The sequence below is a fragment of the Kribbella sp. NPDC003557 genome, assembly GCF_040610805.1.
Taxonomy (GTDB): Bacteria; Actinomycetota; Actinomycetes; order Propionibacteriales; family Kribbellaceae; genus Kribbella.
This window is the reverse complement of sequence record NZ_JBEXMY010000002.1, coordinates 187,240-199,720: the sequence shown is the minus strand read 5'-3', so window position 1 is coordinate 199,720 and position 12,481 is coordinate 187,240. Positions and strand designations below refer to the sequence as shown.

Below are 12,481 nucleotides of genomic sequence, written 5' to 3'. Positions count from 1 at the left end.
GGGCAGCCACGGTAGTGCACGGCTCATGCGGCGCTCAGTCGGTGGCGGGTACGTCGTGCGGCGGGCGCCGCGGCGGGTTGGGCTGCGGACCGGCCGACCGGCTGCCCGGGTGCTCCGGGATGTCGGGCTCGTCACCGCTCAGCTCGACACCTTCCTCGCGGAGCGTGTCCTCCACCGCCGGATCCAGCTCGTGACCCGGATGCGGCAGGCCCGGCCTGTCGAAGCTCATCGCGCCCTCCCTGACAGTTGTCGCTGGCACCAGCGTACGGCCTGTTAATTAGTAACGACTGGCTGTACTGTATTGGGCGAAAACCTTCATCTTCCGTTCCGCCCCTCGGAGGTTGCGATGGTTCGCCGCTGGATTTTTGCCTGTCTTGTCCTGGCGCTGGCCGGGTTGGCGTTGCTGGTGCCCGTCCGCGAATCCCAGGCCGACGAGCTGGCTGGTCCGAGCGCCGACCAGCTGCGCGGCCGGGCATCGTGTGAGTCGCAGTTGTCGAGCGGGAAATACGCGCACGACTCAGGTGGCGCCAAGACCGCCGCGGTGTGCCGGTCGGGGGACGCGGTGCACTGGACCGCGGACCTCGACATCGACTGCGACGGGCAGCGGACGACGCAGTGCAACGAGAACACCGACCCGTCGTTCCAGCCCGACACGTCGTGGCATCAGTCCGACGGCAAGCCGCTCAACTCGGCGGGGCTGCCGTTCATCGTCGTACCGTTGCCGAGCTCGATCTGGGACTACCGGACGGCGGGCGTCGGCGGGGGGACCGTGGCCGCGGTCGTGTACCAGGACAAGGTCGCGTACGCCGTGGTCGGGGACCAGGGGCCGACCGGAATCATCGGGGAGGGCTCGTACAAGTTGGCGCAGCAGCTCGGCATCAACCCGAACCCGTCGTCCGGCGGGGTGGACGGTGCTGTCGTCACGTACATCCTCTTCCCCGGCGTCACGTCGACTCCGATCGAGAACGCGGCCGATGCGGTGAGCAAGGGGGAGGCGGCGGCGAACGCCTTCGTGAACAGCACGCAGACGTGCGCGAGCACGAACCTGGACTTCACGGCGTACCCGACGATCCAGTCCGGCTCCACCGGCGCGGCAGTCAAGGCCGCCCAGTGTCTCCTTGGTAGCACCAACGAACCGTCAGGCACCTTCGACGCCGCGACAACAGACACCACGAAAGCCTTCCAGACCAAGGTAGGCCTCCCCGCCGACGGCGCCATCGGCCCCAAAACCTGGACCGCACTCCTTGCTGCCGGCACCCAACCAACCCTCCGCCTGAACGCCACCGGCCCAGACGTCCGCCGCCTCCAACGATCCCTCACCGCAGCCCTGACCCGAACCGTCACCATAGACGGCCAGTTCGGCCCCCAAACAGAAACCGCAACCAAGGACTACCAATCCACCCGCCAACTAACACCAGACGGAGTAGCAGGCCCAGTCACCTGGACAGCCCTCCAGTCAGGCAAGTAAGGGATTCGGTCGCGTGGGCCAGCGCGAGCGCGGCCCGCGCTTACAGTCGTCGCCTCGGCAGGCTCTGGACGCAAGCCAACCTGGCCAGGCATACAACCACTGAGGGGGTACTCAGAAGCTCTCAGAGGAAGAAGTGCAGAGAAGGACAAGGGAATAGAGCGGCTGGGTGCCTGGCTGGCTCGGTCTGCCTTCGCGGGTCGCCTGCGCTCGGGTTGTCCCGGCAGCTCGTGCTGGTGCTGATGTACCTGGGCCGAAACGTCAGTCAGACAGCCTTCGCGGATCTGGACGCGCCAACCGCAAGGTACTGGTTGAAGGAACGCTGGTACTGACGGAGGACCGAAGTGGGTGCTGTCGTACGTGGCCGCGGACGCTCAGCCTGCAGGATGCGAAGGTGTTTACTGGGGTGTGGGCCCACGAAAAGCCCACAAAATAAGGGGATTCCGGTTCGGAAACTGTCGGTGGCACCGTCTAGTGTCGAGGACATGGAACTCCTGGGCGGGCGGCCGGCGTGGTCGATGAGTGGCAGCGAACTGCTGTCCACCCTCGACACGCTCGAGTCCGAGCTCGCCCGCCTGGAGGCCTACCGGCTGAGCGTCATCGCCGCCATCGAAACCACCGGGTACGCCGAAGAACTCGGAGCCCGCGACACCGCCGAACTCCTGCGCTTCCGCTACCGCCTGGACGCCCCCACCGCGCGCCGCACCCTCCGCCTCACCCAATCCGCCACCCACTACCCAGCCGTATCCACCGCCCTGGACCGCACCGCCTCCTCGGCCACCACCGCCGCACCCGACACCAATCAATCCGACGACAGCGGGTCGGACGACAGCCGATCCGCGGACGGCGGATCGGACGGCGGAGCCGGAGACAGCGGAGCCGGAGAGGGTGGATCCGGGGGCGGTGGGTGGTTGCTGCGTCCGGCGCAGGCGGCCGCGATCGTGTTCGGACTCGACCGGGTGAGGTCCCGGGTCCCGGTGGAACACCTGGACGCCGCCGCGGAACAGCTGGTCGGGCTAGCCGGCCACCTGTCACCCGGCGAACTCCGCACCGCCGCCAAGGAGATCGCCGACCTGCTGGACTCCGACGGCCCCGAACCCGAAGAACACAAGGCCTACGCCCGCGAATCCCTCACCCTCACCGCCGCCGACAACGGCGTGAAGCTCACCGGCTTCCTGGCATGCGAGAACGCCGAACTCCTGCGCGCCGTCGTCCACGCCGGCGCCCGCCCCCACAAAACCATCGACGGCGAACCCGACCCGAGACCCCGCGACAAACGCCAGGCCGACGCGCTGTCCACCGCCCTCAGCATCGCCGCCGCCGCATGGGACACCACGCGACCCACCACACCCACCGCACCCACCGCACCCACCGCACCCACCGCACCCACCGCACCCACCGCACCCACCGCACCCACCGCACCCACCGCACCCACCGCACCCACCGCACCCACCGCAGCTGCACCCGCCACGGGCAGCGCAGGCAACGCGGGCAGTACGGGGAGGGATGGTCGGGTGGCCAGGTACAGGGCGAAGGCGACCATCACGGTCACGATCGACTTCGAGGACCTGAAGGCCGCGACCGCGGACGCGATCGGGCGCACCGTGTACAGCGGTGGGCTGTCGGCGGCCACGATCCGGCGGCTGGCCTGTGACGCGAACGTCATCCCGCTGGTGCTGGGCTCGAACTCCGAGCCGCTGGATGTCGGGCGCCGCGAACGGCTGGTCACCAAGGCGATGCGGCGCGCCCTGGACGCCCGCGACCGCGGCTGCGTGGTCTGCGGTGCACCGCCGATCATGTGCGACGCCCACCACCTGCTCTCCTGGATCGACGGCGGCGACACCAAGGTCGACAACCTGGCCCTGCTCTGTCGCCGCCACCACACCGACGTCCACGCCGGCCACTGGCACATCACCATCCGCGACGGCATCGTCCACGTCACCCGCCCCAGCTGGGCCGAGCCCGCTCCCACGCCTGCCACAGCGCGACGTACCGCAACCCCGCGCGCCCAGCCACCCGACGGCATGACTGGCTCGCGCGAAATCGAGGCCACCGAGGCTGGCCCGCGGGCGGCCGAGGGCGTCGCGGTGCAGACCGTCGCCGATCGCTCGCGGTGGCGGGCCGACCAGGCTTCCCTCCAGCAAGCGGCCGACTTCGCAGCCACCGGCTGAGGCCGGCCAACACAACGGTCTCCTACCCGCAGACCTGCGGGCAGGAGACCGTTGTGCTGCGGCGGATCAGGAAACGGCGGAGCCCTTCTCGGAGTCAGCGAAGGGATGCCCCGGGCCGAGTAACGCAACGATGACGCCGGCCAGCATGATCAGGCCGCTGACGATCAGAGTGACGCCCAGATCACGCGGGCAAACCCACGGCGGACCACCGAAGCCGGCCACCACTCTCAATCTCTTACTCTTCTTCAAATCTGAGGGCTATTCAGAAGTCACCATCCGAGGCGGTAGAACTCAAGGCGGCTGGTGGTGCGGATGATATTGGGTAGTTCGGTGAGTCGGCCGCGGAGCCGCCTGTGAGTATTTTCCAGTTCTTGAGGTGGCCGATGGCGCGTTCGACGGCGGACCTGCGGGTGCGTCGGCGATCCAGGTGTAGTTGTTCAGCACGGCCTCCCCGCCGCACTCGGTGATCGCGCGCCGGTCGTGGCGGCCACCGGCGACCGGCGCCGAGACGGCGAGCAGGGTGCCGTCGGCGTCGGCGGCGACTTGGATGTTCAGGCCCTGCCGCAGCCGTTTGCTGGAGTAGTTGTGCTTGCTGTGCGCCCGGTTCCCGGTCGGCACGCGCGTCCCGTCGACGATGACCTCACGGTTGGCCAACACGCTGGTCGGCTCGGTTCGTGCAGGCATAGCACCTGATCCAGCAGTGGCATCACCGAGCGACAGATCCGTGAGACCGTCGGCTGACTGACGCCGTACAGGTCCGCGAGCACGCTGTGGCTCACGTTCTGCCGCAGTACATCAGTACCAGCACCACCTGCCGGTCAACCCCAAACCCGGTTGGCGGCCCGGTATCCGCGGCCGGCCGTCGAGGACCTGGAAGACCCGCCCGACCAACTCAGCGATCTCGTCGCGATCGAGCCCGAGTGGAGAGAGTGATACCGCATCGACCCACCTGCATGAAGTTTTGGAGCCTGGTAACTCCAATTCTTCTATCGCGGTGAGTCGATGTGTATCTGCCACGCCGAACCGGCGGCCGATCGGCCGACTCTCACCAGGCCAACCACTCTATATTTCTCTTACCTTTTCCTGTCTTCAGACCATCCCACCTTCTGAATAACCCTCTTCTTCAAATCTCTTGCCTGAAATGCCAACTCGAGACTTCCGAACAGACCTCCTTTGAGCTCTTGTCCTTTTCTCTCTTGGTCTCCCAGGGCCCTCAGCGGTCCGCGAGTGGGCGGCGGCGTTGGGTGATGTCGGTGAGGGACTGGGGTTGCCAGGCGGCGTCGGCTCGGTAGAGGTCTGTGCCGGGTGGGACGAGCTCGTCGATGCGGTCGAGGGTCTTGTCGTCGAGGGTCAGGTCGGCGGCTTTGAGCAGGCCTTCCAGTTGCTCCATCGTGCGTGGCCCGGCGATGACCGATGTGACCGCGGGGTGCGTGGTGACGAACGCCATCGCCAGCTCCGGCAGCGACACACCGATGCCCTCGGCAACCTCGACCAGCTGCTCGACCGCCTCGTACTTCGCCGCGTTCGCGGGCAGCGCCGGCTCGAACCGGTCGGGTGCGAGCGCGGCCCGCGCGGACAGATCCAGCGGCTGGTTCTTGCGGATCTTCCCCGACAGGAACCCGAAGGCCAGCGGGCTGTACGTCAGCACCCCCATGCCCAACCGCCGACACGTAGGCAGGATCGAACGCTCGATGCCGCGCGCCATCATCGAGTACGGCGGCTGGTTCGTCCGGAACCGCCCGTACCCGCGCCGCTCGGACACGTGGTACGCCTCGACGATGTCCTCCGCGGGGAACGCCGAGCACCCGAACGTGCGGATCTTGCCCGCGGTGACCAGGTCACTCAGCACCCACAACGTCTCCTCGATGTCGGTGGTGTGATCCGGCCGGTGGACCTGGTACAGGTCGATCCAGTCCGTGCCGAGGCGCCGCAGGCTGTCCTCGACGGCGCGGGTGATCCAGCGCCGCGAGTTGCCGCTGCGGTTGCGGCCCTCGCCGAGCGGGAAATGCACCTTGGTGGCGAGTACGACGTCGTCGCGCCGGCCCTTCAGCGCCTTGCCGACGATCGTCTCGGACTCACCCGCCGAGTACATGTCCGCGGTGTCGACGAAGTTGATCCCCTGGTCCAGCGCGTGGTGGACGATCCGGACGCAGTCGTCGTGATCGGGGTTGCCGACCGCGCCGAACATCATCGCCCCGAGACAGTGCGTACTGACCTCGATCCCGGTCCCACCCAACATGCGATACCGCATCTACAGCTCCTTTGTTCGCTGCCCGGAACGCTAGAAGCTAGAGCGCTGTCTAAGTCAAGTCCGATCTAGGGTGGAGCGTATGGACATCGCAGGGCTGTGGGATCCCGAGCCGGGCTGGCTGAACACCGCGTCGTACGGCTTGCCGCCGAAGCCTGCCTGGGAGGCGCTGCAGGCGGCGCTGTCCGACTGGCGGGTCGGTGCGACGAGCTGGGAGCCGTGGGACGAGTCGACGACCCGGACCCGTACGGCGTTCGCGCGGCTGGTCGGGGCGGACCCGGCGGACGTGTTCGTCGGCAGCACGGTGTCCGCGGCGATGTCGCCGATCGCGGCCGCGTTGCCGGACCGTGCGAAGGTGCTGACCGACGACGTCGAGTTCACGTCGAACGTGTTCCCGTGGCAGGTGCACGCCGACCGCGGCGTCGAGGTCCTCGCCGTACCGGGTGACGAGCTGGTCGCGGCGATCACCCCGGGGATCGACCTGGTCGCGGTCAGCGCGGTGCAGTCGTCGACCGGCGTGGTCCTGGACCTGCCCGCGGTTGTTGCCGCCAGCAAGCGGATCGGCGCGCTCGTGGTGATCGACGCGACCCAGGCCGTCGGCTGGCATCCGATCACGGTCGACGGCGTCGACGCGCTGGTCGTCCACGGCTACAAGTGGTTGATGTCACCGCGGGGCGCGGCTTTCGGGTACCTCTCCCCGCGGCTGCAGGAACGCTGCCGGCCGTCGGCGGCGGGGTGGTACGCCGGACGCGACATCCACGGGTCGTACTACGGCCCGGTGATGGACCTCGCCCCGGATGCGCGGAGATTCGACCAGTCGCCGGCCTGGTTCAGCTTCGTCGGCGCGGCGTCGGCCCTGGAACTGGTGGAGCAGATCGGCGTCGAGACCATCCACGAGCACAACCTCGCGCTGGCCAACGAGTTCCGCGCAGGTCTCGGCCTCGAACCGTCGAACAGCGCCATCGTCAGCACAAGCCTGCCCGGCGCCCAGGAGGCGTTCGCGGCGGCCGGTATCCGCGCCGCCGTCCGCGACGGCCGGCTCCGCGCGTCGTTCCACATCTACACCACGCGTGCCGACGTCCAGCAGGCGCTCTCGGCCCTGAAGCCGTTGATCTAGCAGGGAGTTAAGGTGCCGCCATGGGTGGATTGAGTATCGGGCAGGTGGCGGAGCGGACCGGGCTGAGTGTGCACGCACTGCGGTTCTACGAGCGGGAGGGCCTGCTCGCGGATCCGGTACGGCGGGAGTCGAACGGGCGCCGCGTCTACAGCGAGGACGACGTCGACTGGCTGACCATGTGCATCAAGTTCCGCTCGTCCGGGATGCCGCTCGACACGATCCGCAAGTACACGGAGCTGGTCCGGCAGGGAGTCGGCAACGAGGCGGACCGGCTGGCCCTGCTCAAGAGCCACCAGGACTTCGTCCGCGCGCAGATCGAGGAACTCAACGAGTGCCTCAACGTGATCACCTGGAAGGTCGACATCTATCAGCAGCACGTCGACGCCGGCACCGCCGACTGCCTGTGGGTGACCCCGTCGACACAGGCAGCCAGCGAAGCCTCCTGAGCATTCAGGCGACGAGCAGACGGAGGCCCAGGTCGGCCGCGTCGAGGTCGACGAGTTCGCTGTTGCGCTCGGCCCACCGGCCGGAGGCGAGGTCGTCGCCGAGCCGTCGTACCGCGCGCTGCTCGGCCTCCGGCCCCACTCTCGTCCACACCGACATCGCGCGCCGGACGCGGTCCTCCAGGTAGGCCTCCGGCCGGCGCCAGTACGCCTCGAACAGCCCGTCGGCGCAGTCCCACGGGACGGGTACCGGCTGGGCACGGGCACCGATCGCGTCGCCCATCCCGGCGAGCGAGGGGAAGCCCTCGAGGACGGACGCGAACTCGGGCAGGTAGTCGCGGGTCAGCCAGAACCGGTCCTGCCAGCCGGGCTCGTCGGTGTCGAACGTGAACACCACGACGCGCCGCGCCACCCGGCGCATCTCGCGCAGCCCGGCGATCGGATCCGCCCAGTGGTGAACGGTCGAGACGGCCATCGCGACGTCGAACGAGCCGTCGTCGAACGGCAGGCTCTCCGCGGCGGCGGCCACGCACGGCGCCGAGCCGGCCGGCCGCTGGGCACGCATGACCGCCGACGGCTCGACCGCGGTCACGTCGCGATCAGGCGGCTCGTAGGACCCGGTGCCCGCGCCGACGTTCAGCACGGTCCGCGCGTCTCCGAGCGCCTCCCAGATCCGCGCGGCGATTCGTGGTTCGGTTCGCCGCGTCGCCGGGTACGCGCCGCCGATCACGTCGTACAGCCGCGCGCCCAGCACCTCCAGTTGCTCCTCCGGTGTCACCTTGAGTCCCTTCGCCCGCGTCTCGAGTTCCCTGTCGATCGCCTGCACCATGGCGTCGGTACGATCCCGCCGCTCGACCAGCAGCCCGCGCAGCCGGCGCAGGTGCGCGACCGCATCGGTCGACGGGTCGCCGACCAGCTCGCCGACCTCCCGCAGCCCGAAGCCCAGCCGTCGATAGGCCAGGACCTCTCGCAGTCGCTCGACGTCGGCCGCCGAATAGGCCCGGTAGCCCGCCGGGGTTCGTGCCGACGGCCGGACGAGCCCGATGTCGTCGTAGTGGTGCAGCGTGCGGACGCTCACGCCGGCCAGGTCGGCTACGCGTCCCACGGTCCAGTGATCGTCCACGCCACCGACTATGGGACCTGACGCCGCGTGAGGGTCAAGCGGGTGTGTTGAGCGCGGACTCCATGGCGGTGAGAGTGGAGCGCATGTTGGCGGCCAGCTGATCCAGGCGGCGCTGAATGTGCTCGGCCGCCCTGTCCGGGTGCTGTACGACGTCCATGCGCATCCCGCTGTCGCCGGGGCCGTGCGTGAAGGACTGCCGGACGAGCGTCGCAGCGCCGCGGTCCTCCAGCTCGTACTCCCAGTGCGCGAACGGGACCGGCTCGCCGCCGTACACGTCCCAGCCGAAGCGTTTCGGCTCCTCGAAGGCGGTGACCGTGCAGGTCACGTAGGTCTCGAGCCCGTTCGCGAAACGGTTCCGTGCCTCGAACCGCGCGTCCTTCTCGAGCCAGGCGCCGTAGATGCACTCCGGGCTCCACTCGCCGTACCTGTCGATCGCGGTGATGCCGGACCAGACCTCTTGGATCGGCAGCTGGATCAGGACCTCGACACCGGTGGTCGCACCGGTCACTCCGTAGTCGTTCATGCCCGGGACGTCGTACGCACCTCGGCGGACTCGACATTTACCCGTTCGGGACGGCTGTAGAGGTTCATGCTGCCGTTGCGGATGAAGCCGGCCAGGGTCAGGCCGGACTCCGTGGCGAGGTCGATGGCGAGCGAGCTCGGGGCCGAGACCGCGCCGAGGACCGGGATACCGGCCATCACGGCCTTCTGGGCGAGCTCGAACGAGGTCCGCCCGGAGACGATCAGGATCAGGCCGCGGGCCGGGATACGGCCGTTCAGCAGGGCCCAGCCGACCACCTTGTCGACGGCGTTGTGGCGGCCGACGTCCTCGCGGACGACGAGCAGGTCGCCGGCCGGGGTGAACAGACCCGCCGCGTGCAGGCCGCCGGTACGGTCGAAGACCTGCTGCCGTTCGCGGAGTGCGTCGGGGAGGGCGGCGAGTACGTCGTACCTGATCGTGACGTCGTCGGCGGCCGGGGAGTGGCGGGTCTTCGTCCGGACTGCGTCGAGCGAGGCCTTGCCGCAGACGCCGCAGGACGAGGTGGTGTAGAAGTTGCGCTCGACGCCGGTGACCGGCGCGGGGACGCCCGGGGCGAGGCCGACGTCGAGGACGTTGTAGGTGTTGCGGCCGTCGTCGTCGCGGGAGTCGCAATACCGCGCGTCACGGATGTCGTCGACGTTTCCGATCACGCCTTCGGTGTGCAGGAAACCGTGTGCGAGCTCGACGTCGTGGCCCGGGGTCCGCATCGTCACCGCCAGCGGTTTCCCGTCGACGCGCAGCTCGAGCGGCTCCTCGACCGCGATCGAGTCCGGCCGTGAGCGCCCGCCCTGCGGCGTGATCCGGACGACCGGCCGACGCGCGATCAGCCGACCCATGGCCGGCGTCCGGGGTTGAGTGAGGCGGCCGGCGGCGGGGTGAGGCGGGTTCCGGGCGCCGGAACGGTCAGGCGGGCCATGGGTGGGGTCCGGGGTTGAGTGAGGCGGCCGGCGCCGGGGTGAGGCGGGTTCCGGGCGCCGGAACGGTCAGGCGGGCCATGGGTGGGGTCCGGGGTTGAGGGGGAGGAGGCGGGCGGCGATGGCTTCGGCGGGGCCGGGGGCGACGACGGCGAGGGCGTCGGCTGCGGCCGGGCCGCGGAGCATGGCGGCGCCGCCGTGGCCGACCGGTACGGCGCCTTGGGGGGTGAGGCGGATCGGGACGAGTCGCGTGCTGGTCGGGTGACAGGCGATGCCGCCGGGGACCGCGATCTGGGGGAGCTCGGGGAGAGGGAGGCCGCGCAGGCGGTTGATAGCCGCGACACCGAGGGTCAAGAACGCGACGAGCGCGGCGAACGGGTTCCCCGGCAGCCCAAGCACCAGCCGCCCGTCAGGCAGCTGCGCCAACGCCTGCGGATGCCCCGGCCGACAGGCAACCCCGTCGACGATCAACTCAGCCCCCAGCACATCCAGCGCCACCCGAAGATGATCAGCAGGCCCAGCCGCAGACGACCCAGACACGAGAATGAGGTCAGCCCGCGTCCCCCGAAGAGCATCAACCAACTGCTCCAGCGAGTCCGCCACATACCGAACCCCCGCAGTGCCGGGCGTAGCACCCGCCGCAGCACCGGGTGCGGTGCCGACCGCAGCACTGGCCGCAGCACCCGGTGCGGTGCCGGCTGCGGTGCCGGCTGCAGCACCGGGTGTGATGCCAGGTGCGGTGCTGGCCGCAGTGCCGCCAGGAGCACCCGGTGCGGTGCCCCGCGCAGCACCAGGCGCAACGCCCGACGCACCTCCCGGCGCAGCGCCCGAGCCGGTGCCCGGCTCGGTGCCCGTGGTAGGGCTCGGTGCGGCGCCCGAGGCAGGGTTCGGCGCAGTGCCCGACGCGGCGGCGGGTGCGGCGGTCGGTGCGGTGGCTGGGATGGCGCCGGCTCTGGTGATCAGGCCGGGGAGCATGGGGCCGATGGCGTCGCGGACTCGGCCGGGGGAGGACGGGCCCTGGTGGATCAGTTCGTCGCCGGTGATCAGGGCTGCGACTGTGGGGGGTGGGATGACGGTGAGGCGGTTGAGACCAACTGTTGCGGCGAGGCCGAGAACCGCCGGGCCAACGACCACACCGGCCGGCAGCAACTGGTCCCCGGGCTTGCACTCCTCACCCGCCCGCCGGATGTGCCGCCCCTCCTCCGACGGACCTTCCAACAACCCACGCGTGACGCCTGCGCCTTCGGACGGGCTTTCCTGCACCCCGCCCGTGAGGACGGCGTCTGCGGACAGGCCCTCCACGAACCCGGCCCTGACGCCTGCGTCCGCGGACGGGCTTTCCAGTACCCCGCCGGTGACGACGGCGTCTTCGGACGGCTCCTCTGGTAACCCGCCCCTGACACCTGCGTCCTCGGACGGGCTTTCCAGCAACCCGCCCGTGTTGACGGTGTCTTCGGACGAGCTTTCCTGCATCCCGCCGGTGACGACGGCGTCTTCGGGCGGGTCCTCTGGTAACCCGGCCCTGACGCCCGCGTCCTCGGACGGGCTTTCCTGCACCCCGCCTGTGGTGACGGTGTCTTCGGACGGGCTTTGCGGCAACGCGCTTGTGAATACGGCGTCCTCGGATCGTATGACGGACGTTGTGCCGGTTGGCACTGCTGCGCCTGTCACGATGCTTGTTGCCTGGCCGTCCTCGAGTGTGCCGGCGTCTGCGCATCCGGCGTGCACGTGCCCGATGACGCGCCACGGGCCAGCGCCGCGGACGGCGTAGCCGTCCATCGCGGCGCGATCTACCGGGGGCACCGCGACCGGCGACACCAGCGGCGTCGCCAGCACGCATCCGTCGGCCTCGGCCAACGGCCGCGTCACCACGGCACCGGGTCGCGCCGCGGCGTGCGCCAGCTGCCGAGCAACATCCCACGGCATGTCGTCCCGGCGCCCACGGCTGGCCCCAGGTGTGCGCCTGTCCTCCACAGGCCCAGCCTCTCCGACCCGCCCCGGCTTGTCGAACCGGTCCCGCACCCCGGACGCCGATCCTGGGGTCACGAGGAAGCCTGGAGTTTCTTGGCGGCCAGGGCGGCGGTCGGGTCCAGGTCGGTCGCACCGGAGGCGGCGTGGGTGATGAGCGCCTGCTTCATGCGCGGATCCCAGACGGCCTTCATGTGGTTGGCGATGGCGGTGGCGGCCTCATCGGGGGTGCGGTGGGCGAACTGGGCGGCGATCTCGTTCGCCAGCCGGACGTACGGCGGCACGCCGCCGCTCACCGCTTGCCCCCGGCAACGACAGCCTCAGGCGCCACACCGTCGGCCACCGACTCCCGGGCAGCCTCGCCGGCGACCGGCTCTGGGGTGGCCTGGCTGGTGACCGGCTCTGGGGTGGCCTGGCTGGTGACCGGCTCTGGGGTGGCCTGGCTGGTGACCGGCTCTGGGGTGGCCTGGCTGGTGACCGGCTCTGGGGTG

At 69.9% G+C, this 12,481-nt stretch carries 14 protein-coding genes; 4 read left to right on the top strand and 10 right to left on the bottom strand.

Features of this window, described 5'->3' with window-relative positions; translation table 11 throughout:
* Positions 1–34: 34 nt before the first annotated feature.
* A complete protein-coding gene (locus tag ABZW60_RS06885; protein WP_355474793.1) occupies positions 35–229 on the bottom strand; it encodes a hypothetical protein in 195 nt (64 codons plus the stop codon).
* A gap of 117 nt (positions 230–346) precedes the next feature.
* Here ABZW60_RS06885 and ABZW60_RS06880 point away from each other — a divergent pair, with 117 nt between their 5' ends.
* Both ABZW60_RS06880 and ABZW60_RS06875 read left to right on the top strand, forming a co-directional pair.
* Positions 347–1,468: a peptidoglycan-binding protein gene (locus tag ABZW60_RS06880; protein ID WP_355474792.1), complete on the top strand. Its 1,122-nt coding sequence runs from the start codon at positions 347–349 to the stop codon at positions 1,466–1,468.
* A 482-nt stretch (positions 1,469–1,950) separates the two neighbouring features.
* Positions 1,951–3,636: a DUF222 domain-containing protein gene (locus ABZW60_RS06875; protein WP_355474791.1), complete on the top strand. Its 1,686-nt coding sequence runs from the start codon at positions 1,951–1,953 to the stop codon at positions 3,634–3,636.
* Between the two features lie 66 nt (positions 3,637–3,702).
* On the opposite strand, the gene ABZW60_RS06870 is transcribed toward ABZW60_RS06875, so the two are convergent.
* The 3 genes from ABZW60_RS06870 to ABZW60_RS06860 all read right to left on the bottom strand — a co-directional run bounded on the left by ABZW60_RS06870 (position 3,703) and on the right by ABZW60_RS06860 (position 5,887).
* Positions 3,703–3,885, bottom strand: coding sequence for a hypothetical protein (locus ABZW60_RS06870; RefSeq protein WP_355474790.1), 183 nt, complete (start codon positions 3,883–3,885; stop codon positions 3,703–3,705).
* Between the two features lie 42 nt (positions 3,886–3,927).
* Positions 3,928–4,320, bottom strand: a complete 393-nt coding sequence (locus ABZW60_RS06865) for a transposase (protein ID WP_355474789.1) — start codon at positions 4,318–4,320, stop codon at positions 3,928–3,930.
* A gap of 529 nt (positions 4,321–4,849) precedes the next feature.
* Positions 4,850–5,887, bottom strand: coding sequence for an aldo/keto reductase (locus ABZW60_RS06860; RefSeq protein WP_355474788.1), 1,038 nt, complete (start codon positions 5,885–5,887; stop codon positions 4,850–4,852).
* 79 nt (positions 5,888–5,966) lie between these two features.
* On the opposite strand from ABZW60_RS06860, the gene ABZW60_RS06855 reads away from it, so the two are divergent.
* Together ABZW60_RS06855 and ABZW60_RS06850 are read left to right on the top strand one after the other, a co-directional pair.
* A complete protein-coding gene (locus tag ABZW60_RS06855) occupies positions 5,967–7,001 on the top strand; it encodes an aminotransferase class V-fold PLP-dependent enzyme (RefSeq protein ID WP_355474787.1) in 1,035 nt (344 codons plus the stop codon).
* A 20-nt stretch (positions 7,002–7,021) separates the two neighbouring features.
* Positions 7,022–7,447, top strand: a complete 426-nt coding sequence (locus tag ABZW60_RS06850; RefSeq protein ID WP_355474786.1) for a MerR family transcriptional regulator — start codon at positions 7,022–7,024, stop codon at positions 7,445–7,447.
* A 4-nt stretch (positions 7,448–7,451) separates the two neighbouring features.
* On the opposite strand, the gene ABZW60_RS06845 is transcribed toward ABZW60_RS06850, so the two are convergent.
* The 6 genes from ABZW60_RS06845 to ABZW60_RS06820 form a co-directional block, all read right to left on the bottom strand.
* Positions 7,452–8,567, bottom strand: a complete 1,116-nt coding sequence (locus ABZW60_RS06845) for a MerR family transcriptional regulator (protein ID WP_355474785.1) — start codon at positions 8,565–8,567, stop codon at positions 7,452–7,454.
* A 34-nt stretch (positions 8,568–8,601) separates the two neighbouring features.
* Positions 8,602–9,090 carry an SRPBCC family protein gene (locus ABZW60_RS06840; protein ID WP_355474784.1) on the bottom strand — a complete coding sequence of 163 codons (489 nt, stop codon included), beginning with the start codon at positions 9,088–9,090 and terminating at the stop codon, positions 8,602–8,604.
* Positions 9,087–9,944, bottom strand: a complete 858-nt coding sequence (gene fdhD, locus ABZW60_RS06835) for a formate dehydrogenase accessory sulfurtransferase FdhD (RefSeq protein ID WP_355474783.1) — start codon at positions 9,942–9,944, stop codon at positions 9,087–9,089. The genes ABZW60_RS06840 and fdhD overlap by 4 nt, the downstream gene beginning before the upstream one ends.
* A 147-nt stretch (positions 9,945–10,091) precedes the next feature.
* Positions 10,092–11,948 carry a molybdopterin-binding protein gene (locus tag ABZW60_RS06830; protein WP_355474782.1) on the bottom strand — a complete coding sequence of 619 codons (1,857 nt, stop codon included), beginning with the start codon at positions 11,946–11,948 and terminating at the stop codon, positions 10,092–10,094.
* A gap of 116 nt (positions 11,949–12,064) precedes the next feature.
* Complete coding sequence (locus ABZW60_RS06825; RefSeq protein WP_355474781.1) at positions 12,065–12,286, bottom strand: formate dehydrogenase subunit delta; 222 nt, start codon at positions 12,284–12,286, stop codon at positions 12,065–12,067.
* On the bottom strand, positions 12,283–12,481 hold a 199-nt coding region (locus ABZW60_RS06820), incomplete at its 5' end, for a hypothetical protein (RefSeq protein WP_355474780.1). The genes ABZW60_RS06820 and ABZW60_RS06825, both read right to left, overlap by 4 nt.

Coding starts and splice junctions, on each gene's coding strand:
- ABZW60_RS06860 (WP_355474788.1), bottom strand. CDS start 5,887: ATGCGGTATCGCATGTTGGGTGGGACCGGGATCGAGGTCAGTACGCAC.
- ABZW60_RS06830 (WP_355474782.1), bottom strand. CDS start 11,948: ATGCCGTGGGATGTTGCTCGGCAGCTGGCGCACGCCGCGGCGCGACCC.
- ABZW60_RS06850 (WP_355474786.1), top strand. CDS start 7,022: ATGGGTGGATTGAGTATCGGGCAGGTGGCGGAGCGGACCGGGCTGAGT.
- ABZW60_RS06855 (WP_355474787.1), top strand. CDS start 5,967: ATGGACATCGCAGGGCTGTGGGATCCCGAGCCGGGCTGGCTGAACACC.
- fdhD (WP_355474783.1), bottom strand. CDS start 9,944: ATGGGTCGGCTGATCGCGCGTCGGCCGGTCGTCCGGATCACGCCGCAG.
- ABZW60_RS06885 (WP_355474793.1), bottom strand. CDS start 229: ATGAGCTTCGACAGGCCGGGCCTGCCGCATCCGGGTCACGAGCTGGAT.
- ABZW60_RS06880 (WP_355474792.1), top strand. CDS start 347: ATGGTTCGCCGCTGGATTTTTGCCTGTCTTGTCCTGGCGCTGGCCGGG.
- ABZW60_RS06840 (WP_355474784.1), bottom strand. CDS start 9,090: ATGAACGACTACGGAGTGACCGGTGCGACCACCGGTGTCGAGGTCCTG.
- ABZW60_RS06875 (WP_355474791.1), top strand. CDS start 1,951: ATGGAACTCCTGGGCGGGCGGCCGGCGTGGTCGATGAGTGGCAGCGAA.
- ABZW60_RS06865 (WP_355474789.1), bottom strand. CDS start 4,320: ATGCCTGCACGAACCGAGCCGACCAGCGTGTTGGCCAACCGTGAGGTC.